Raw genomic sequence first — 20,963 nt, 5'->3', positions numbered from 1 at the left:
TGTATCTATCGTTAAACTTTTACCAATTTATGCTTCGGAAACCTTAAGCGCAATAAAAACACTAGACCAAAAGCAAAAAACGTTCCCAAAACTAATGAACTGTCTCGCATACTTCCCGTAAACTGCTCTATCAGGCCATAAGAAAAGGTACCTAGCACAATGGCCAACTTTTCTGTCACATCATAAAAACTGAAATACGATGCATGATCTATGGTTTCTGTGGGAATAAGTTTTGTATATGAAGACCTTGAAATAGCTTGAATTCCTCCCATGACCAAACCTACCACAAAAGCAAGGGCATAGAACTCATATTCTGTCGTCACTAAATAAGCTGCGCCGCATATTCCTATCCAGATCAGCACCATGCTAACCAAAGAAAATCGGTTCCCCTTACTTCTTGCTATAAATGCAAACAAATAACTTCCCAAGATAGCAACCACTTGTATTATCAGGATAGTTATGATCAGCTTATCACCCTCCATTCGGAGTTCCTTATCTCCAAAAGAAGCCGCCATATACATGACCGTCTGAACGCCCATACTGTAAAACCAAAATGCCAGCAAAAACTGTTTTAACTGAGGCTTTACTTTTAATGAATTAAACACCTTTTTTATTTCCCGATATCCAGACAGTAATAGCGATTTGTCCAATTTTCTATGATATGGATTATTGGGCAGCATACTAAATGGAATTAGGGAAAAACCTAACCACCAAATACCGGTGAGCAAAAATGACCATCTCGCAGCTTCTCCCCCGTCACTAAGAAAAAAAACTTCGGGGAACTGAATCATGAGCAAATTTATCACCAACAAAACCACACTGCCAATATAGCCCAAAGCAAATCCCCTGGCACTTAACATATCATATTCCTTTTCCTCACTTATTTCAGGCAAAAAAGCATTATAAAACACGATACTACCGGAATACCCAATGCTCGCCAATACACTACAGATGATCCCGTATTCCAAGTTTTCACCCCGAAAAAAGAACAAGCCCATACAGGAAACGGCCCCCAAGGAGGCAAATATTTTCATGAAAGTAAGTTTCATTCCACCAGAGTCAGCCATTCCTGATAGTAATGGGGACAAAAAAGCGATAACTAGAAATGAAAACGAGAGGGACCAAGAATACAAAACGGTATTCACCAATTCAACACCGAAAAATGAAACCATATCACCAGCTTCCTCTGACTTGGTCACACTATTGTAATAAACCGGAAAAATTGTGGATGTGATTACTAAACTATAAACAGAATTCGCCCAATCATACATGGACCAGGCAAACTGCATTTTCTTTCGGCTTTCAACCATGGCTTTTTGTTAGATATCTATTAAATAAAAAAAGCTATCCACCGAAAGGGTAGATAGCTTTTAAGAAATATAATGATTTAAAATCTTATTCGGTAGTCGTTCTTCCTACAGAAGCATAAAGAATTTTTCTTGCGTCTGCGTCTCTAAGCTCTAACTGAATATCAGCGATTGGTCCCATTTTCACATCCCTATCTGCTTTTAGGGAAATAGTAATCTGGTCCCTCTCTGCTTCAGACAACTTATCCTTTTCTTGGTTTACCCAAAGCAAGATGTCATTGGTCGTGATCAAGGCATCATTTGCTTGAATTCTTGGTTCCGTACCAAAAACACTTGGGTTTTTGGGCTTCCCTACAAAAAGATAGGATATCAAAGATTTCTTTTCCAACTTCTGTAACTGCGTGGCTGCCGGGAGTTTTTGTTCTACCAAAATCTCCTGCTCTCTCAACACCGTAGTTACCATAAAGAAGAACAAAAGCATAAAGATAATATCCGGCAATGCTGAAGTAGGAATATTTTCTTCGGTCTTGGTTTTTTTCTTAAACTTTGCCATAATTATTCTCCTCCTGTTTTATCTGGTTCAGCTATTGAAATTGCCATAGGAATATTTTCTTTTCCTCTTTCCATAAGCTCTTTTTCTGCTGCACTTCTACTGGACAGTGCCCGGTATTCATCAGCAGAAAGGCCTACTCTTTCAGCATAAATTTCAAAGTATGCTTTTTTCACCAAGTCCAATACTTCGAGGTATAGCTCGTAACTTGTTCCCCTGTTGGTCTTGATCGAAACGACCGCTTCGTTTGGATGATCTGAGGATTCCGGATCTCTGTTGGCCTGGGCCTTCAAAGAATTAGGGAGACTGTTGAACAAATCAATGTTTTCCTGATTCGGCTCGCCAAAATTCAGGATGAACTCTTTGATTTCCTGGTCCAATCCCTCTGTGTTATCTCTAAAATCATCCTCCACCAATAATTGATCGTTTGAGTTGATCAATATCTTAAAGATATTTCGTTCGTTTTTCTTAATATCCGGTGGCGGCACGTTAGGATCTTGCTTTGGGGGCAAGATGTTAGTAATACCTTTGTCAGAAGCAATTGTCGTGGTTACAAGAAAGAAGATAAGTAGCAAGAAGGCGATATCCGCCATGGATCCTGCATTTACCTCCTGACTCATTCGGTTTTTCTTTCTTGCCATCGCTAAATTACTTTATAAGTTTATTCAATTCAGTTACTACGATTCCGATCAACGAAAGGAAGAATAGTATATAGGTGGTGAACAATACTCCACCTACTGCTTTGGAAGTACCTGGAGTAAGGTTGAAAGGAGCTACAGCATATTTTGGAAGTACCTCATCGCTGGAAATTGAATAAGCGATAAAGAACAATACGGCTACTCCTATGACCCCTACACCGATTTTTAGCAAGCTTTGAGGGTTATCGATTGACTTGACAAGCGGCAATACAATTGCTGATAGTGCGCCCAGTCCGATCAAAAGATATCCTACATATAGCATTATATCGTAAGAATCCATATCGTTAAGTTCTTTGGTTAATTAATTAATTTAATGGTGCTTAAAAAGACTGATTACTTAGTCAATTTATGCTTTACAAGGATATCCACCAAAGTGATGGAAGCATCCTCCATATCGTTTACCAAAGAATCGATTTTTGCCACACAGTAGTTATAGAACAACTGAAGGATAATTGCAACGATCAAACCTGCTACTGTAGTCAAAAGGGCGATTTTAATACCACCTGCTACAAGAGAAGGAGAAATGTCACCAGCTGCTTCAATAGAGTCAAATGCACCGATCATACCGATTACAGTACCCATGAAACCAAGCATTGGGGCTAGAGAGATGAAAAGAGAGATCCAAACTAGACCTTTTTCCAAACGGCCCATTTCAACGGAACCATAAGCAATGATTGATTTTTCAACCATTTCGATTCCTTCTGAGTACCTCATCAAACCTTGAGTAAAGATAGAGGCTACAGGACCTTTAGTGCTTTTAGTGACATCTTTAGCTGCCTCGATACCACCTTGATCAAGAGCATCTTCCACTTTAGCCAAAAGCTTCTTGGTGTTTGTAGTAGAAAGGTTAAGAGTGATGATTCTTTCAAGGGCTACAGCAAGTCCTAAAATCAAACAGATCAATACTGGAGTCATGAAAGTAGGATCACCTTCGATGAACTTGTCCTTGATTATTTGATGAAATGGCTGATCTTCCACCACGATATCATCGTCAGCTACCACAGGAGCGGGCTCCTCTACAGCTTCCTCTTCCATTGCCATTTCAGTAGTATCTTCTGCTGAAGTATCCTCTGTGGCATCTTGTGCTTTTGAAATAACCGGAGACAGAAGCATTCCGGTAAGCATGAACAAAGCGATTAACTTTTTCATAATTTAGTTTTTAATAGACTTTTAAATAAAGGTTAAACGGTTTCCAATTTAAATATTGAGCTTTTAAAGATATAATTTTTTCAAATCAAATGACAAGGGATACTCTTATAATTTTTTTCTTCAGGTATCCGCCACCCCTCTACTATTAAGCTTACATACAATATAACTAACTTTTTAATAATAAAAAAGCTTTATTAGTTATTACGGATGATCATGCATTGTAAAACACTTACTTTAGGGCAGTACTGAAAGAAAGAACTTTCGAATTATCTTCGGCTGCTCACCGACGAGAATGATAAAATGCAGAGAGGAAGGGATTCGAACCCTCGATACCCTTTAGGGGTATACACGCTTTCCAGGCGTGCTCCTTCGACCGCTCGGACACCTCTCTGTGTGATTTTGCTAACAATCGAGGCGACAAATAAAAATATAATATTTAGTTCCTGCAAGGAAACTATTGCTTATTTAAATAAAAATAAATGTATCCAGATCTTTTATTCCAAACATGGCCCATTCACCTACCTGAATAACAACCACTTGTCAATAATAAAAAAATAATGTTCTCTAAAACATTTTAGCTTTCACCACCCACCAGAACTTTGATTAATTGCTCGTAAGCGACATTTCTCCTGCTATTGGGGCGATCAATTTCCTGCGGATTTCTTCCTCATCTGTCTCATTCGCCAATAAAAACATCATCTTGCAGATGGCCGCCTCAGAGGTAATATCCCCCCCGCTCAATACACCGATCCTTTTAAGTTCCTTGCTGGTCTCATACCTTCCCTGAATCACCCGTCCCCCATTGCACTGGGAAACATTCAGGATGATAATCCCCTTTTTCACGGCCTTTTCTATGGTGTCGATAAACCACTGCTCGGTAGGGCTATTCCCGGAGCCGTAGGTTTCCAAGACCACACCTCTTAGCCCTTTGATATTAAAACAGCTATCAATCACCTCTGATGTAATGCCTGGGAACAGCTTCAGGATCATCACGCTTTTATCCAATTTATTGAGGTACTTGAGCTGAACCCCTTCTTTATAGGGTTTTATGGCTGCATAGTTATAATCGATCACGATCCCTGCTTCTGCCAAAGGGGGGTAGTTTTCTGATTCAAAGGCATCAAAATGAACACTCTGCATCTTCTTAGCCCTATTTCCCCGCAAAAGCATGTGATTGAAGAAAATACATACCTCAGGAACGATCGGCTTTCCATTGGCTTTAGAAATGGCGATCTCCAAAGATGTCATCAGGTTTTCCCGGGCATCTGAACGCATGGCGCTGATGGGCAGCTGGGCTCCTGTAAAAATAACAGGCTTGCTTAAGCCCTTCAGCATAAAACTTAACATGGAGGCTGAATAGGCCATGGTATCTGTACCATGCAGCACCACAAAGCCGTCATAGGAGTCATAGTTTTCATAAATGATATAGGCCATATCCACCCAATGCTGCATATTTACATTGGAGGAGTCTATGGGCTCAGGAAAGGAGATTACTGTAATCGCAATATTGAGATTGGTCAGGTTGGGCATTTTTTCCAATATCTGACCAAAATTAAAGGGCACCAATGATCCTGACTCATCATAAGCCATCCCTAAAGTCCCTCCCGTATAAATGATCAGAACGGAGGATTTTATCTCACTCTTTGCTGCGGTGTTTAATCTTACGATCTTATAATTCATACATCAGAACGATTAAAAACTTTGTTGGCATTTAAATTAGTGATTTCAGCTACCTTTTCCAGGGTATTTTCCGTGAGATCACCTACTCTCTCTGCGATAATGGGTATATATTCAGGTGAATTCCTTTTTCCTCTATAAGGAACAGGGGCCAAATAAGGACCGTCCGTTTCCAAAACCAAATGATCAAGCCCAATTTCCGGAAGCACCTTGTCCAAGCCGCCATTCTTAAAAGTGGAGACGCCTCCAATGCCTAATAAAAACCCCATCTCGATAATTTCCTTTGCCTGCTCTACCGTTCCTGTAAAACAGTGGAAAATCCCCGTAAGGCGATCATCATTCATTTCCCTGATCAGGCCAATGGTCTCGTCTATGGACTCCCTACAGTGCAATACAATCGGAAGCTCTTTTTCTTTCGCCCATCCCACCTGTATCTTCAAGGCCTCTTTTTGTAGCTCAAACTTTGTTTTATCCCAATAGAGATCTGTTCCAATCTCCCCTATGGCACAAAAATGGCGCTTGGACAGCCAGTCCTCCATTATATAAAGTTGCTTTTCGAAGTCCTTGTCCACATCACAGGGATGCAATCCCATCATCGGAATACAAACATCAGGATAACGGTGCTCTGCTTCCAGCATCGCATCGATTGACTCCACATCCACATTTGGCATATAAATGGTGCCCACACCATTTTCCTTACACCTCTCGATCACCTCATCTCGGTCACTATCGTATTTTTTGGAATAAATATGGGCATGGGTATCAATAAATTGCATCAGTATTCTCTCTCTTTCCAATTAATTTTCGAAGGCCAAAAATAATACACTATTGTTGACCATGAAATTACTAAATAATAAACTTCAAAAATAAATAATTCCCAAAACGGTACCCGCACCTCTGCCTTTTTGGCCAAACACCAAATAAAAACAGCCTGAAGCATTACCTTAGCCAGCCATAGCACTCCCCCCACCCACAAATCAACAAAGAGTGTTGCTATCACAGCTGGAAAAAATAACGCCTGAAGTGCCAGTAATAATTGCCAGGGCAAGGCCAAGCTAAAGGCGCCCCTCATCCACCGCTTTCTCTGCCTCATCAAATCAAAAAAACTTTTTTCCGCTTTGGTGTCCACCAAACTGCCTGAAGAAACCTGATGAGCTGGACGGTAGCCCTTTGCCGCAATCGCTTGTCCCATGGAAAAATCTTCCGTAACCGAAAAAGGCAAACTCTGGAACCCACCTACGGCATCGTAAGCCTCCCTGCTGATCAGCATATTGTTCCCCACGGCTGTCAGTAATCGCCCCAGATCAGCCGTTACCTTTATCATCCCCAAGGTCAACCACCAATCCATCCCCTGAAGCCGTTGGATCAAGAATGGACTTTTTATCCGTGTCACTCCTACCAGCAAACCAAAAGCTGGACGGAAAGCCTTCACCATTTCCACTGCCCAACCTGGATTAACCTGACAGTCCGCATCCGTAAAAAGCAATAAGTCCCCGGTAGCCTTTTCTGCCATTTGAGCAAGGGCATTTGCCTTCCCATTAAGGTGAGAATAAACAGCTTGGACCTCCAAAAACTTGCTATCAGGAGTCCTGGCCACCCAACTCCTTAATATTGCTGCTGTCCCATCACTGCTCCGGTCATCCCCTAAAATGATTTCAAGTTTGCCTTTTGGATATCGTAATTCTCCCAAAGCCTTTAAACAGTCTGCCAGTAATTTTTCTTCGTTTCTGGCCGGAACCAGCACGCTGATTTTGGGAAGCTTTTCATCAGGTATCTCCCGATAAAAATCCTTGAGGTGAGCACAAAGGAAATAACACATCAAAAAATCTTGAAGGATAAGCAAGCCGACGATTATGAGGGTTCCAACCAGCATCATAACAAAGCCGTTTCATAACCTTCCGACTGAATATAATCCAAATACCTGGGCAAAACAGCTTTCACCACCCTTTCTGTCTTTTCCTGATCATGAAATAAAACAATCGAACCACTTCTGGTATACTGCATCGTTTTGGACAAGCACGTTTCGGCGGATTGCCCGGGGTGATAATCCCCGGAAAGCACATCCCACAAAACTATCTCATAATCCTTTATCAATTGATCGACCTGTCGCTTTTTGATCCTTCCGTAGGGCGGACGGAAAAGCCTCGGTCTGAAGCCCGAAACAGCAGCGATGGCCCGGGAGCATTTTTCAATATTGGCAAAATACTCCTTGTCTTCGGCACTTGTCCCCCTCAAATGATTATAGGTATGATTTCCTAGCTGATGCCCCTCCAAAACAATTTTTGCAGCCAGATCTGGATATTTCTCCAAATTATCCCCAACCACAAAAAAAGTAGCCTTCATCCCTCTCTTATGGAGCTCATTGAGCACAAAGTCCGTTACACCGGGAACAGGCCCATCATCAAATGTCAGATAGAGTTTTCGCTCCTTTCGGTCTTTATTCCAGGTAAACCGTCCGAAAAACCATTTAATTATTCTCGGCACAAAATGAATGACCATCCTGTTCTTATTTAAAACGGACGCTTAATAAGGTAATATCATCTCCTCGGGGCACCTCTCCAGAAAACTGACTCCAGTCCTCAAAAAACTCCTGATGAAACACCTCCGGCTCCAATTCAGCATGACTGTCGATAAAGTCCAAAAATCGCTGCTCCCCGTATTCTTCATCCTGACTGTTAAATACCTCCGTCAAACCGTCCGTGTAGAGATGGATGGTAAAATCTTGCAGCTCTTTTCTCTCTCCCACTTCCAAAAAAGGTAAATCCTTGAAAGCCCCCAAAATAGTGGTTCCGGCTTGAAGCAGCTCAACCTCACCTGTCCTCTCACGGCAAAGCACCGGCGGGTTATGCCCGGCATTGACAAATTGCAGCGTTTTGGTTTTATAATTATAGTACCCAAGGAAAAACGTAATGAACCGCTCTCCATTGGTGTTCTCAAAAATAGTAAAGTTCAGCTGCCCTGCAATCATCTCCAGATCTGAAGAACTCCTTAACAAAGTCCGCAAAGCAGCTTGAAAGTTGGACATCAGCAAAGCTGCCGGCATCCCCTTTCCTGACACATCAGCGATGCAAAAAAAGACTTCATCCTCTGATTTTTTAATCAAATCATAATAGTCACCTCCTACAGTGCTGTGCGGATAATAAGTCACCTTGGCTTTCAGCCGCTCGGTTTCTGGCAGATCGGCCGGAAACAGCATCCTTTGCACATTGCTGGCAATCTCAACTTCCCGCTTTAGACGTTCCTGTTCCAACTGCCTTCTTGCAAATCGCTTGTTTTCCAAAGCCACTACCAAGATATTGGTCAAGGCTTGTGTAAAATCCAAGTCCAGCTCCCGTTCAGTATCCTTGGTTTTAAGCAGTAAGATCGCGAGCATCTTATCCTTATGGTACACCGGCACATAGATATCCAGCTCGTTAAAGGAATATTCAGAGGGCATCACCAAATTCAACTTGCCGATCTCCCTGTTATCATCCACATCACTATGCGGAATCAATTTGGGAATATTTTGCTTTACCCCATGTTTTACCCGCTCCTCATAGCCTTCCTGATTGGCCACATAAAGCACCAAAGACCGTATATTTAAATGCACCAGACAAGTGAATTTGAATATATTGAGCAATACGGTTTCCGTTTTGTTTTCATTGATCGCCTGGGTGATCTCCAACAAGGCTTTCAATTCCAGCTCTTTTCTTTGATATTTTACTGTTTCCGTGGTCACCGGGCTCTAATTTTTATAATGTATTGTGGGCCATCAGCCCTTTCTTGGTAGCCAGATAATAATAGTTTTTTCCTTTTTCCGGTATACTCACCTGGCCAAAGATTTCCTCATCCGGTCCGGAAAGGCACTTGATCAGCTCTTTGCTGTACAATCTTTGCAAGGTACTCAAAAGCGCCTCATCTTCCCAGCTGAGCGTCTCTTTTAAATAAACATAGGATTGTACAAAATACAATTCATCCATCAATTCAAATTCTTCTTCGGACATTTTAGCTAAACATTAAAGTAATTTTAGATCACCTTCCTTTCCAGCTGGAATGCCCAAAAAAGGAAGAAATCGCTACCAAAACAACATAAAAGGGATGACAAAAACTCGCGTAAACAAAACTTAAAACGGGCAAACGCACCCTGTAACCCTTTAAAACCTGGCCCAAGACCACATACTCAAAAGCAAATTTAAGTCCCCAAAACAACACAAATAATAAAGGAAAACCTCTCCCACCAAACAACAGAATGATACTTGATAAACTTGATAATGAAAGAACCGTACTGGCAACGGCCCCGTATGCATTCTGCCACAGTCGGTGTTTGTTCCACTTTCGGGCCCATCGCTTTCGCTGGGCCACAAATGCCTTCCATGAATTTGCAGAGGAAGTTTTCACCAATAATTTATTTTCTGTACAAAACGTAATGGCCTCTCCTCCAAACCTGTCGTACATCTTCTCCAGTAAAAACGAATCATCCCCGGACAATAAATGGGCATTGCCTTCATACCCTCTTAAGTGATAAAACGCTTCCTTTCTATAGCCCATATTGGCCCCACTGCACATGACAGGCCTTTTAATTTGAAAGAAAAAATTGGTCATCAAAAGTATTCCTGCCCAATCGATCTGCTGGAAATGTTCAAATTCTGTTTTGCCCTCTTTTGACATTACAGGACCGGCCACCATCTGCACTTTAGGATCCCTGAAAGGTTGGAGGATCATTTGCACCCAATCCACTGGCAAAAGACAATCCGCGTCAGTAGTGAGAATAATCCGCCCTTCTGAAACCACTACGCCATGCTCGACAGCCGCTTTTTTCCCTTCACCCTCGCTTTTTATCAGCTTAAAATTCTCTTTGCCGTTTGATCTTATCCACTCCCTAACATACTTTCCTCCTCCGTCTTCACTCTGATCGTCAATCAGCACAACCTCTAAACTTTGATATGAAAGCTCTGCCAAATTTTCGAGCAGTTCAGGCAAGTTCTCCCGTTCATTCCTAAAGGGCACCAACAAAGAAACTGGATAATCAAATACATCTTCCTTCTCTTCCCTGACTCCCATTTTCTGCCTCCACTTGATGGACAATACCACCAGAATGGCCAAATAAATGGCCAAAGCGGTAAATAAGAAAAGTGCGAAAAGATTCATGCCCATGGAAGGATTTCTGCTAAATTGCGCTAATGGGCAAAATAGCGAAAAAGGCAGTGAAAGAGCAAATCATTTTGGGCATAGATCCAGGAACCAATGTCATGGGCTATGGGCTGATTTTGGTCAAGGGCAATAAATACGAAACCATCCAATACGGTGTAATCCACCTGAAAAAATACGGTTCCCATGAGCTAAAGCTCAAAAAAATCTTCGAACGCATCACCGGCATCATTGATGAATTCCTTCCGGATAAAGTCGCACTAGAGGCCCCTTTTTATGGCCAAAACGTCCAGTCCATGCTTAAATTGGGAAGGGCCCAGGGGGTAGCCATGGCCGCGGCACTGGCGAGGGATATCCCCATCGCCGAATACTCGCCCAAGAAAGTAAAACAATCGGTAACCGGAAACGGAAATGCCTCCAAGGAACAGGTAGCAGACATGCTCAAAACCCTGCTCAACATTGATGTCCCCAAACTGCTGGATGCTACGGACGCCCTGGCAGTAGCGCTCTGTCATCACTTCCATGATGGAAGGCTCCAAAGCCGTGGCCGCTCGGCTGGCTGGAAAGCTTTCCTAGAAGAAAACCCTGATAGAATAAAATAACTTGACCATAAAATAAATAAAGGAGGCACAAAGGTTCCTAAGCATGTTCGTATCCATCAACAGCTCAGCAACCATTGCGCTTCCTTAGTACCCTTTGTTTGTGGTTAAAAAACCTCAGCTTTCCTGGCCTCTATTTTTTCTTTTCGGGAAAATGCACCCAACCTTGGGCCTTAAGCTCCACGGCCGTTTGGCTTTTGGTCACCAGATACTTACCGTCCTCTTCCTTGGTGACATGACCTATAAAGTGCACATCCGGGTGTTTTTCCAGTTTGTTAAAATCTTCTTGGCTAATGGTAAAGAGCAGTTCATAATCCTCTCCCCCATTGAGCACACAAGTAATGGGATCCAGATTAAACTCTACCGCTGTGTCATAAGTCTGCTTATCTATCGGTAGCTTATCCTCATAAATGGTCACTCCCACATTGGACTGCTTGCAGATATGAAAAAGTTCTGAGGCCAAGCCATCGGAAATATCCATCATAGCTGTCGGCACCACTCCCAGCTCCCTAAGTTCATGGACAATATCCATCCTTGCATCCGGTTTAAGCTGCCTCCCCGTCACATAAGTATATTTCTCCAGCTGTGGTTGCATATTGGGGTCGGCCATGAACACTTCCTTTTCTCTTTCCAATACTTGCAAACCGATCAGGGCACCTCCCAGATCCCCGGTCACACAGACAATATCATTTACTTTTGCTCCCGAACGGTAGACTTCCTTGCCTTTCTCCACTTCTCCGATCGCCGTAACAGAGATCACCAGACCAGACCTACTGGCTGTCGTATCTCCGCCTATGACATCCACATTATAATGCTCGGCAGCAGCATTGATCCCTGCATAAAGTGCTTCCACTGCTTCCACCGAAAAGCGGTTACTCAGGGCCAAACTTACGGTAATTTGCTTGGGCAGGGCATTCATGGCGGCGATATCAGAGATATTGACAGCCACGGCTTTGAACCCCAAGTGGTGCAAGGGTGCATAAGCAAGGTCAAAGTGCACTCCTTCCAGAAGCAAATCTGTAGTCACTACTTTCACTTTTTCTCCCGCATCCAAAACCGCCGCATCATCACCTATTCCCTTCAGGGTATCTTTATGCCTTATTATAATATGTTTGTTCAGTTCGTCAATAAGGCCAAACTCTCCCAATTCACCTATTTCTGTTCGCTTTTCACTCATAATTATGCTTTATTAAACCTTCTTCCCACTCATGGGAACTATATTTTTAATCCGACCAAAGTCAACAGTCCACTGACCATCTCTTCTTCACTCTCCTTGTACTTAATACTTGATACTAAAGACTTGATACTTGATACTGAATACTAAACACCCCTTACCTCCTGGCAAAGTTCCACTAAAACACCATTAGTGCTTCGAGGATGCAAAAATACAACTAATTTATGATCCGCCCCTCTTTTGGGCACTTCATTGAGTATTTCAAAACCTTCTTCTTTTAACCTTGTCATTTCTGCATGAATATCTTCTACAGCAAAAGCTATATGATGGATTCCCTCCGAGCGTTTTTCTATAAACTTGGCAATGGGGCTGTTTTCTTTACTGGCCTCCAGCAATTCAATCTTTGTTTCGCCCACTTTAAAAAAAGAAGTCACCACTCCCTCTCCCTCCACTTCTTCCTCCTTATAGAAGTCCCTGCCGAGTAATTTGGCAAACAATTCGTTGGATCTTTTTAGGTCTTTTACCGCTATTCCCAAGTGCTCAATTTTTCTCATGGCTTAATTTTGTATATTTGTAGAAGGAATTATTTCCAAGGTAAGTATGTTTCAAGCTTATCCGAAATTCATTAGCAGATTTAAAACCATAAAATATATGATCATCATTTCAGACCAAGCAAAAGAGCGGATTTTAGAATTGAAAAGGGAAGAGGGCCGAAAGGAGCATGAAAACATCCGGGTTTCTGTAAAAGGTGGTGGCTGCTCAGGACTGATGTACGACCTGGGTTTTGATGAAAACATCGCTGACAATGACCAGGTGTTTGAAGACAAAGGCATCAAAATCATTGTGGACAAAAAGAGTCTCCTTTACCTGGCGGGCACAACATTGGAATTTTCAGACGGACTGAACGGAAAAGGGTTCCAGTTTGTCAACCCCAATGCCTCCAGAACCTGCGGTTGTGGCGAAAGCTTTGCCATTTAACCCTTCCTACCAAAACGTTTTTAGGCCGGCCACTGTTGCCGGTCTTTTTTTATGCCCCACTCGTAATCTTTGGTCTCATTTGTTACCTTTGCCCAAGCTAAATTAAACCCAAGTATATGGAAAACACGATTAAAAAAATTGCACTGAACGATAAACACATCGCTTTGGGAGGCAAGATGGTGCCTTTTGCAGGTTATAATATGCCCGTGAGGTACTCATCTGATAAAGAAGAACACAACACCGTCAGGAACGGCGTTGGGGTATTTGACGTTTCCCATATGGGGGAATTTATGGTCAAAGGCCCAAATGCCCTGGCACTGATCCAGAAAGTCACCTCTAACGATGCTGCTAAACTGGTCATCGGCCAGGCCCAATACTCCTGCTTCCCCAATGAAACAGGAGGAATCGTGGATGACTTGATCGTTTATAAAATCGGAGAAGAAGAATATATGCTTGTGGTAAATGCCTCTAACATCGACAAAGACTGGGCATGGGTAAACAAGCACAACAATATGGGGGCAGAACTGGAAAACATTTCTGACAACATCTCCCTTTTTGCCGTACAAGGCCCCAAAGCCAGTGAAACACTGCAAAAATTGACCCCTGTAAAATTGGATGACATCAAGTTCTACCATTTTGCTATTGGAGAATTTGCCGGTGTCCAAGATGTGGTCATTTCGGGAACAGGCTATACCGGCGCCGGTGGATTCGAAATCTATGTCAAAAATGAAGATGCCGATAAAGTTTGGGATGCTATCTTTCAGGCCGGTATCGAATTTGACATCAAGCCTATCGGTTTGGGAGCCAGGGACACCTTGAGACTGGAAATGGGCTATTGTCTTTATGGTAATGACATCGACGACTCCACCTCTCCGCTTGAAGCAGGTTTAGGCTGGATCACCAAATTCACCAAGGACTTTATCAATAGCGAGAACCTTAAAAAACAAAAAGAAGAAGGGGTGAACAAAAAGTTGGTGGGCTTTACTTTCAAGGACAAAGGTATACCCAGGGCCCACTATCCTATTGTCAACGAATCCGGAAAGCAGATCGGTGAAGTTACTTCTGGAACCATGTCCCCGAGCATGGGCAAAGGTATAGGTTTGGGCTACGTAGAAACGGCTTATGCCAAACCAGGCACTGAAATAGCCGTTAGCGTACGGAACAAAAACCTTGCTGCGGTGATTGAAAAGCTGCCTTTGTTGAAAAAATAAAATTAACACCATAAACCACAGCTCCCGTTTTCTTCGGGAGCTTTTACCTATAATGAACAAAATCGAAATTTGCCTTAGCCCGGAGTTAATCCATTTACATGACCTTAAGGACAAGATAGTCGTAGTCGTTGATATCTTTCGGGCTACCTCTACCATGGTCACCGGCTTGGCCAACAAGGTCCATTCCATCACTCCTGTAGCTGGACTGGAAACCTGCAGGGCCATGAAGGCAAATGGTTATGTCATTGCGGGGGAACGTAACGGACAGACGGCTGAAGGCTTTGAACTGGGAAACTCTCCCTTGAGCTATTTGAACAATGCTTACGAAGGCAAAAAAATCGCTGTCACCACCACAAACGGCACCCTCACCATTGAAAAGTCAAAAAAAGATGCTGCGGAAGTACTTATCGGTGCATTCCTGAACTTACAGGCCACAGCTGATTATCTGGTCCAAAAAGGAAAGGACGTGATCATCCACTGCGCTGGCTGGAAGGGCATGTTTAACCTGGAGGACTCCCTGTATGCAGGGGCATTGGTCAGTGTTTTATCGGCACAGTTTGTATATGACTGTGATGGGGCCATTGCTATGAAGGCCTTGTATGAAGAAAACAAAAATGACCTGAAAGGCTTCCTTAGCCAGGCTTCCCACGCCAAGCGGCTCCAAAACCACAATATCGAAGCCGACATTGATTTCTGTCTTACCTTGGACAAGTACGACTTCATCGGCAAACTGAAAGGTGACGAACTGGTGAAAGCAGCAGTGCAAAAAGTGATCTGATATTACTTTTACCACAAAGTGCACTAAGGTATCACCGAGACCACTAAGATTCTTTTCTAAAAAATTTAAGAAATCTCAAGTTATTGCTTGCCGTTTAGGTTTTTCATAAATCTCCATTGATAACTCTTTTTATTCCATGCTTTAAAAGCAAAACATTGAAGTTCATCAATAGTCCCAGCTTAAAGTCTCCCAGCTTTAAATAGGTCAATAATTGAGCTAGGTGAATATCACTTAGGACTTCCACACTTTTTATTTCCACGACCACTTTGTTTTCAACCATAAGGTCTAACCTATAACCGCAGGCAAGTTTAACTTCTTCAAAAACCACAGGCAATTCAACCTCTTTGCATACGAACACGCCAGACGTTCTTAACTTATAAAAAAGACATTCCTGATATACATTCTCTAACAATCCCGGTCCTAAAGCCCGATGAACCTCAATGGCACAACCTATTATCTTTTTAGCTATTTCATTTTCAGTCATTGTAAAAAAATCAAGAGATAATACCCACAAAAAACACTTCGATGAATATAACTAAAAGACCTACTTAGATCAATAATATTCTTACAAATTGAATATTTAATAAACTTTCCATTGAAAAATCAATTCCCCCTTACGCATGCCTTACCCTAAAGCTTTGAGCTCTTTGCGTCACCTTAGAGCCCTTTGTGGTTAAAAACACTTGCCATTCCTTGTCTAGCTTTGCAATTCGGTCCATAGACCATACCTTTGTGCTCCATGGAAAAGCACCACCAATTTATCCAGTCCAAATTGGAGCAAGCAGCCTCTTCCAATAGGCTGAGGACCCTAAAAACCCCTTCACCGGACAAAGTGGATTTCTTTTCCAATGATTACCTGGGCTACTCCACCAAAGGCCTGCTTCGGAAAGTATTGAACCAATCTTCTACATCTGCTTGGATGGGGGCCACCGGCTCACGTCTGATCAGCGGCAACCACCCTGAGATTGAAAAACTGGAGCAGGATTTTGCCGGCTTTATGCTGAGCCCAGCAGCTTTGCTCTACAATTCAGGCTATATGGCCAATGTTGGCCTTCTTTCCGCACTCGGAGACAAGGACAGTTGTTTTGTCTTTGATGAGCATGTCCATGCCAGCATCAAAGAAGGCATGCGCTTGGGGTTTGCGCAAAAGACGCCCTTCAAGCACAATGATCTGGATGACCTGGAGAAAAAACTCGAACTTCAATCAGGAAAGGAAAAAAGGATCTTCGTCCTTACTGAAGGCCTTTTTTCCATGCATGGGGATATCCCTGATATCAAAAAAATGCTGGACCTTTGCCAACAGCACCAAGCTGCCTTGATCATCGATGAAGCCCATTCCTTAGGCACACTCGGGCCGGAAAACAAAGGCATTGCGCAAGCCTATTCTTCCCATCCCAACCTGTTTGCAAGGGTCATCACCTTCGGAAAAGCCGCGGGATGCCACGGGGCCATGGTACTTGGGTCTGCAATGCTCAGAAGCTTTTTGATCAATTTCAGCCGGGCGTTTATTTATACCACCGCCCCTTCCAGCGACCAAGTGGAAAGCATCCAAGCAGCCTTAACATTATTTCAACAGCAACACAACTTTGACGACCTGGAGAAAAGTATTGCCTCCTATTTGCGGTTGGCTAAAAATGCATCCACCAGCTTTTCCCAAAACAACAGTCCCATTCAGTATTGGCAATGTGCCGATATCACCAGGTTGAAAGCCAAAGTTAAACTACTTCAGGATGCAGGTTTTAACTGCTATGCCATCCTTTCTCCAACAGTGAAACCTGGTGAAGAAAGAATTCGCATGGTCCTCCATGCTTTTAATACAGAGCGTGAATTAATTCAATTGATCAATTTGTTGAACTCTTAATATGAATAACAGCGTATTTGTCACAGGGATCGGTACAGGAATCGGTAAAACAGTTTGTGCTGCTTCATTGTGCAAAACCTTCGGCCATAGTTATTGGAAGCCGGTACAATGCGGGGATTTGGACCGGTCAGATTCCATGTTTATTTCAGAGCACTCCCCCACTACCAAAGTCCTTCAGGAAGCTTATCGGCTGAAGACTCCCCAGTCTCCTCATCTGGCTGCCGCTATTGAAAATACCACCATTCAATTGCCCCTGTCCCTTATTCCCCAAAAGGAAGAAAAGCTCTGCGTGGAAGGGGCTGGAGGATTGATGGTCCCCTTAAATGATCAGGAGACCTTTCTGGATTTCCTACTGGCTTCAGCGCTTCATCCTGTTATCGTAATCCGACATTACTTGGGCAGTATTAACCATAGCCTGTTAACCTTACAAGCACTCCAAGGCGCTGGAATCCATGACTTCACGATTATCTGGAACGGAGAAAAAAACGCATCCTCAGAAAAGGCTATTTTAAAGCGTTTTTCACCTACAGCGCAATATAGGATGGACGAATGGGCCAAAGACGAAAAGGAATTACCACTTCTTAAACAAATTGGATGAGATGAATGATAACAGAATGGTAAGATCAGAAGAACATCAAATTGGCATTATCAAAGCCATGGGGCTTAACCCTCTAGGACTCCATGATTCCCAAGAAGGCCAAAGGTATGCCAGTGGCAGTCATTTTTTGGATCAAAATAAAAAAGGAGACTGGAAAGCAAGCGTTCCTCCATCTATTTGGGAGGACATACAATCCTACATCCGGGAGTTAGGACATAAGCCAGAGCGGTTTCCAGAGGAAGCAAAATTGCTCTCTTACCTGATTCATAAGATGAACTTACAGCCTGCTGAGGACCAAATGATCAATGCAGCAACTTCCCGTGGAAGCATTGATTTTCTATCCAGGATGCAGACTGAAAACCCTGCTTTGCCGGTTTGGACTTCCCCTCACTCTACCCTTGGATTTGCCAGCAGCTGGCCCAGCTTATTGCATGAATCAGAAAGCCCACTTTTCTTTCAGTCCTCCACCTGCAGCAGCTTCGGGCTGACACTGCAAAATGCCTTCGCCTGGCTCAACAGCGGCATGGCGAAATCATTCATTGCCGCCGCAGTCGAATGTCCTACAAACCAGTTGACCATCGACCAAATGAAGGCCATAAGGATCTATGCCGGTGAAGAAAATAATGGCTATCCCTGCAGGTCCATGGATTTTGAAAAGGAACAGAACACCATGGTTTTAGGCGAGGGGGCATACGCCTTTAAACTGGTTAAGTCCAATTATAGTATACTAGCTTATTTGGATGGAGTGGGCTCAGCGATGGAAAAAATCCACCATTCCACGGGATTGTCTGCCTCAGGCGACTGTATCATCTCTGCAGCTAAAAATGCTTTTACCAATAGAATTCCCGAGAACATTGATTTGATTATCGGTCACTTTCCAGGCACCAAACTGGGAGATCTTGCCGAAAGAACTGCTTACCAAACCATCTTCAACAATAAAGTGCCGTTTACCATTTCCAATAAATGGAAAATCGGCCACTCCCTTGGTTCAAGCTTAGCAGCCAACCTGGATTTGGCCATTTCGGTTTTGCAAAACCAGGAACTTCCTGCCCTTCCAGACTACATCAAAAATGAATCGGCACCTCCCAAATCCATCAACCGTATCCTGATCACCGCTTTGGGTTTTGGCGGACAGGCCATTTGTGCCATAGTTGGAAGAGCCTAGAGGATAGATGCTGGATAGCCCCCTTTAAACACAATCATGGCATGACTTGGAGTCATGCCATGATTCAAAAAGCTGTTTCGAAGCCGTTTGGGATTTGAAATCACTAACAATAGCTCTAAAGAAACCTCAAACGCCATTCTCACTACTCAAGACTTTAGACTCCCTACTACCTTAGCTTCTCATTACCTTTATGCCTGTCCTTGTCCCGAATATTCTTCTTTTCAAAATTCTTTTCCAGCGCCTCGGTCAAGTCCACTCCGGTCTGGTTGGCCAGACAGATCAGCACCCATAGCACATCCGCCATTTCATCCCCCAGATCCTTGCCTTGATCACTTTCCTTAAAGGACTGCTCCCCATACTTTCTGGCCATAATTCTAGCCAGCTCTCCCACCTCTTCCGTCAGGATGGTCATATTGGTCAGTTCATTAAAATACCTCACCCCTACCGTTTTGATCCAATGATCCACTTTTTCCTGTGCTTCTTCTATCGTCATTGTTTGGTAATTATTTTCTTGGCTAATAGTTATTGGTGCTATCTACTTTACTTCGTAACTCTTACTTCGACCTTCTTACCTTTCAAATCTTCCTCACCACTTTTCCATCTTCCAGTACCAGTTCATGGTCTACTACCTTAGGAATATCCTGCTCGTAATGGCTCACATAAATCATGGAGACATCCTTATGCCTTCCAATATGATCGATGGTCTCCCTGAAAAGAATCCGCTGCTCATCATCCATTCCCTGCGCGGCTTCATCAAGGATCAACAATGCCGGTGATTTGATCATGGCCCGGGCCAGCAAGCAAAACCGTTGGTTTTCCAATGGGATCTGGCTGAGAAGCATCTTGGCGGTATGCTCTATCCGGAACAGCCTAAGCCAATCCATGGCCTGCTCTTCCTGCTCGGGAGTCACCTTTTTAAATAAGCCAATGGAATCAAAAAGCCCAGACAGCACCACCTTTAGGCAGGTCTGGTTACTGGGAAAGTACCTGGCCAGCTCGGGGGAGACAAAACCGATGGGCCGCTTGATATCCCAAATCGATTCGCCCGTCCCTCTTTTATGATCAAACAACACCATATCATTGGCATAAGCCTGTGGATTTTCCCCATTGATCAGACTGAGCAAAGTGGATTTCCCTGCCCCATTGTGGCCTCTCAACACCCAGCATTCTCCTTGATCTACCTTCCAATTCACCTCATCCAATATCACTTTTCCATTATACTGGATATGGATTTGGTTCATCTGGATCAACGTTTTGAATTTGGCTATCGGTCTAAGACGGATCAGCTCATCTAGTTTTTTATGGTCAAACTGCGAAAGGGCAGCATGGTTGACCAAATCGGTTTGTTGAAAATCCTTTTTCTCCTCTACCTGAATCACCTTCCCCCCATCCATGATAGCGACATGGGTGATCGCATCCGGAATCTCGTCCGGTGAGGTAGTCATGATCACCTGTATCCCGGATTCCACGATAGCTCCCAAAACTTCATTAAAATGTTTTCTGGTCTCCACATCCAAACCGGTCATGGGCTGATCCATCAGAAAAAGTTTTGGATTTCTCAGCAAAGCGCTGGCGATGGCCAAGCGTCTTGACTCCCCATTGGAAAGCTTGATCAAGGACTTATCCTTCAAGGCATTCAGCTCCAACAGATCCATCACATTCATGACATTCCAAGGCCCTTCTTGCTTCTCTTCTACCCCTTGTAGATGCTCTTTCACCGTGGCAGCCTCTTCTGATTCGGAAGAATTGAAACGTTGCTGATAGTAAAAATTCTGAAGGTTGGATTTATTGGTAAAAGTATATTTTTGGGATACTACAGATATCAGGTCCCTAAAACTGTTGATCTTCCCCTGCTCCCTCATGGATTGTTGGTAGTCCAGTGCAAATTCCCTTGTCACCCTTCCTTCAGACAGCACCGTTTTCCCTAAAACCGTATCCAAGAAAGAAGTCTTTTCTGCACCGGATGCACTCAAGACCGCCCAGTTTTCACCCTCTTTCATGGTGAAATTGAGTTCAGTGAATATGGTCCTGTCAAAATACTTGACCTTGGCATGCTGTATGGAAAGAAATGTACTTTGATCCATCCTCTTA

The 20,963-nt window shown here is 43.3% G+C and carries 24 protein-coding genes and 1 tRNA gene; 7 read left to right on the top strand and 18 right to left on the bottom strand.

Annotated elements, in window-relative coordinates:
• Positions 1-11: 11 nt before the first annotated feature.
• The 13 genes from ACYVAA_RS04055 to ACYVAA_RS03995 all read right to left on the bottom strand — a co-directional run bounded on the left by ACYVAA_RS04055 (position 12) and on the right by ACYVAA_RS03995 (position 10,508).
• Complete coding sequence (locus tag ACYVAA_RS04055) at positions 12-1,310, bottom strand: MFS transporter (protein ID WP_460538784.1); 1,299 nt, start codon at positions 1,308-1,310, stop codon at positions 12-14.
• 85 nt (positions 1,311-1,395) lie between these two features.
• The gene (locus ACYVAA_RS04050; protein WP_460538783.1) at positions 1,396-1,860 is read right to left on the bottom strand and encodes an ExbD/TolR family protein; all 465 of its coding nucleotides are present in this window, start codon (positions 1,858-1,860) and stop codon (positions 1,396-1,398) included.
• Between the two features lie 2 nt (positions 1,861-1,862).
• Positions 1,863-2,498: an ExbD/TolR family protein gene (locus tag ACYVAA_RS04045; protein ID WP_460538782.1), complete on the bottom strand. Its 636-nt coding sequence runs from the start codon at positions 2,496-2,498 to the stop codon at positions 1,863-1,865.
• Between the two features lie 7 nt (positions 2,499-2,505).
• Positions 2,506-2,835, bottom strand: coding sequence for a hypothetical protein (locus ACYVAA_RS04040; RefSeq protein ID WP_460538781.1), 330 nt, complete (start codon positions 2,833-2,835; stop codon positions 2,506-2,508).
• A 53-nt stretch (positions 2,836-2,888) separates the two neighbouring features.
• On the bottom strand, positions 2,889-3,704 hold the full coding sequence (locus ACYVAA_RS04035) for a MotA/TolQ/ExbB proton channel family protein (RefSeq protein ID WP_460538780.1): 816 nt from the start codon (positions 3,702-3,704) through the stop codon (positions 2,889-2,891).
• Between the two features lie 303 nt (positions 3,705-4,007).
• Positions 4,008-4,095 (bottom strand) — tRNA-Ser (locus ACYVAA_RS04030).
• A 212-nt stretch (positions 4,096-4,307) separates the two neighbouring features.
• Positions 4,308-5,384 (bottom strand): asparaginase, encoded by a 1,077-nt coding sequence (locus ACYVAA_RS04025; protein WP_460538779.1) that lies wholly within the window; start codon positions 5,382-5,384, stop codon positions 4,308-4,310.
• The gene (locus tag ACYVAA_RS04020) at positions 5,381-6,157 is read right to left on the bottom strand and encodes a TatD family hydrolase (protein ID WP_460538778.1); all 777 of its coding nucleotides are present in this window, start codon (positions 6,155-6,157) and stop codon (positions 5,381-5,383) included. The genes ACYVAA_RS04025 and ACYVAA_RS04020 overlap by 4 nt, the downstream gene beginning before the upstream one ends.
• Positions 6,157-7,257, bottom strand: a complete 1,101-nt coding sequence (locus ACYVAA_RS04015) for a glycosyltransferase family protein (protein ID WP_460538777.1) — start codon at positions 7,255-7,257, stop codon at positions 6,157-6,159. The genes ACYVAA_RS04020 and ACYVAA_RS04015 overlap by 1 nt, the downstream gene beginning before the upstream one ends.
• The gene (locus ACYVAA_RS04010; RefSeq protein ID WP_460538776.1) at positions 7,254-7,880 is read right to left on the bottom strand and encodes a polysaccharide deacetylase family protein; all 627 of its coding nucleotides are present in this window, start codon (positions 7,878-7,880) and stop codon (positions 7,254-7,256) included. The genes ACYVAA_RS04015 and ACYVAA_RS04010 overlap by 4 nt, the downstream gene beginning before the upstream one ends.
• A 7-nt stretch (positions 7,881-7,887) precedes the next feature.
• Positions 7,888-9,099 carry a PP2C family protein-serine/threonine phosphatase gene (locus tag ACYVAA_RS04005; protein WP_460538775.1) on the bottom strand — a complete coding sequence of 404 codons (1,212 nt, stop codon included), beginning with the start codon at positions 9,097-9,099 and terminating at the stop codon, positions 7,888-7,890.
• Positions 9,100-9,112: 13 nt separating this feature from the next.
• Positions 9,113-9,364 (bottom strand): hypothetical protein, encoded by a 252-nt coding sequence (locus tag ACYVAA_RS04000; protein ID WP_460538774.1) that lies wholly within the window; start codon positions 9,362-9,364, stop codon positions 9,113-9,115.
• 28 nt (positions 9,365-9,392) lie between these two features.
• Positions 9,393-10,508 (bottom strand): glycosyltransferase, encoded by a 1,116-nt coding sequence (locus tag ACYVAA_RS03995; RefSeq protein ID WP_460538773.1) that lies wholly within the window; start codon positions 10,506-10,508, stop codon positions 9,393-9,395.
• 32 nt (positions 10,509-10,540) lie between these two features.
• Between ACYVAA_RS03995 and ruvC the strand changes: the two genes are divergently transcribed.
• Positions 10,541-11,110 (top strand): crossover junction endodeoxyribonuclease RuvC, encoded by a 570-nt coding sequence (gene ruvC / locus ACYVAA_RS03990; RefSeq protein WP_460538772.1) that lies wholly within the window; start codon positions 10,541-10,543, stop codon positions 11,108-11,110.
• A gap of 130 nt (positions 11,111-11,240) precedes the next feature.
• Here the strand turns inward: ruvC and thiL are convergent, their stop codons facing one another.
• Both thiL and mce read right to left on the bottom strand, forming a co-directional pair.
• Positions 11,241-12,284, bottom strand: a complete 1,044-nt coding sequence (gene thiL, locus ACYVAA_RS03985; protein ID WP_460538771.1) for a thiamine-phosphate kinase — start codon at positions 12,282-12,284, stop codon at positions 11,241-11,243.
• A 143-nt stretch (positions 12,285-12,427) separates the two neighbouring features.
• Positions 12,428-12,835 (bottom strand): VOC family protein, encoded by a 408-nt coding sequence (gene mce, locus ACYVAA_RS03980; RefSeq protein ID WP_460538770.1) that lies wholly within the window; start codon positions 12,833-12,835, stop codon positions 12,428-12,430.
• A 97-nt stretch (positions 12,836-12,932) separates the two neighbouring features.
• On the opposite strand from mce, the gene ACYVAA_RS03975 reads away from it, so the two are divergent.
• The 3 genes from ACYVAA_RS03975 to ACYVAA_RS03965 all read left to right on the top strand — a co-directional run bounded on the left by ACYVAA_RS03975 (position 12,933) and on the right by ACYVAA_RS03965 (position 15,248).
• On the top strand, positions 12,933-13,259 hold the full coding sequence (locus ACYVAA_RS03975) for a HesB/IscA family protein (protein ID WP_460538769.1): 327 nt from the start codon (positions 12,933-12,935) through the stop codon (positions 13,257-13,259).
• 116 nt (positions 13,260-13,375) lie between these two features.
• Positions 13,376-14,470 carry a glycine cleavage system aminomethyltransferase GcvT gene (gene gcvT, locus ACYVAA_RS03970; RefSeq protein ID WP_460538768.1) on the top strand — a complete coding sequence of 365 codons (1,095 nt, stop codon included), beginning with the start codon at positions 13,376-13,378 and terminating at the stop codon, positions 14,468-14,470.
• 52 nt (positions 14,471-14,522) lie between these two features.
• Positions 14,523-15,248 carry a 2-phosphosulfolactate phosphatase gene (locus ACYVAA_RS03965; RefSeq protein ID WP_460538767.1) on the top strand — a complete coding sequence of 242 codons (726 nt, stop codon included), beginning with the start codon at positions 14,523-14,525 and terminating at the stop codon, positions 15,246-15,248.
• Positions 15,249-15,351: 103 nt separating this feature from the next.
• Here ACYVAA_RS03965 and ACYVAA_RS03960 read toward each other — a convergent pair whose 3' ends face one another.
• Positions 15,352-15,732, bottom strand: coding sequence for a GxxExxY protein (locus ACYVAA_RS03960; RefSeq protein ID WP_460538766.1), 381 nt, complete (start codon positions 15,730-15,732; stop codon positions 15,352-15,354).
• 255 nt (positions 15,733-15,987) lie between these two features.
• On the opposite strand from ACYVAA_RS03960, the gene ACYVAA_RS03955 reads away from it, so the two are divergent.
• Genes ACYVAA_RS03955 through ACYVAA_RS03945 form a run of 3 tightly spaced genes read left to right on the top strand, consistent with a single transcriptional unit; the run spans position 15,988 to position 18,872 of the window.
• Positions 15,988-17,109 (top strand): aminotransferase class I/II-fold pyridoxal phosphate-dependent enzyme, encoded by a 1,122-nt coding sequence (locus tag ACYVAA_RS03955; RefSeq protein ID WP_460538765.1) that lies wholly within the window; start codon positions 15,988-15,990, stop codon positions 17,107-17,109.
• A 1-nt stretch (position 17,110) separates the two neighbouring features.
• Positions 17,111-17,707: an ATP-dependent dethiobiotin synthetase BioD gene (gene bioD / locus ACYVAA_RS03950; RefSeq protein ID WP_460538764.1), complete on the top strand. Its 597-nt coding sequence runs from the start codon at positions 17,111-17,113 to the stop codon at positions 17,705-17,707.
• Position 17,708: 1 nt separating this feature from the next.
• Complete coding sequence (locus tag ACYVAA_RS03945; protein ID WP_460538763.1) at positions 17,709-18,872, top strand: beta-ketoacyl-[acyl-carrier-protein] synthase family protein; 1,164 nt, start codon at positions 17,709-17,711, stop codon at positions 18,870-18,872.
• Between the two features lie 166 nt (positions 18,873-19,038).
• Here the strand turns inward: ACYVAA_RS03945 and ACYVAA_RS03940 are convergent, their stop codons facing one another.
• The gene (locus ACYVAA_RS03940) at positions 19,039-19,365 is read right to left on the bottom strand and encodes a nucleotide pyrophosphohydrolase (protein ID WP_460538762.1); all 327 of its coding nucleotides are present in this window, start codon (positions 19,363-19,365) and stop codon (positions 19,039-19,041) included.
• A gap of 82 nt (positions 19,366-19,447) precedes the next feature.
• Positions 19,448-20,956 carry an ATP-binding cassette domain-containing protein gene (locus tag ACYVAA_RS03935; RefSeq protein ID WP_460538761.1) on the bottom strand — a complete coding sequence of 503 codons (1,509 nt, stop codon included), beginning with the start codon at positions 20,954-20,956 and terminating at the stop codon, positions 19,448-19,450.
• Positions 20,957-20,963: the final 7 nt, after the last annotated feature.

This window comes from Echinicola sediminis, assembly GCF_054777495.1.
Note: the sequence above shows the minus strand (reverse complement) of the source record. Positions and strands in the feature narration are given on the sequence as shown.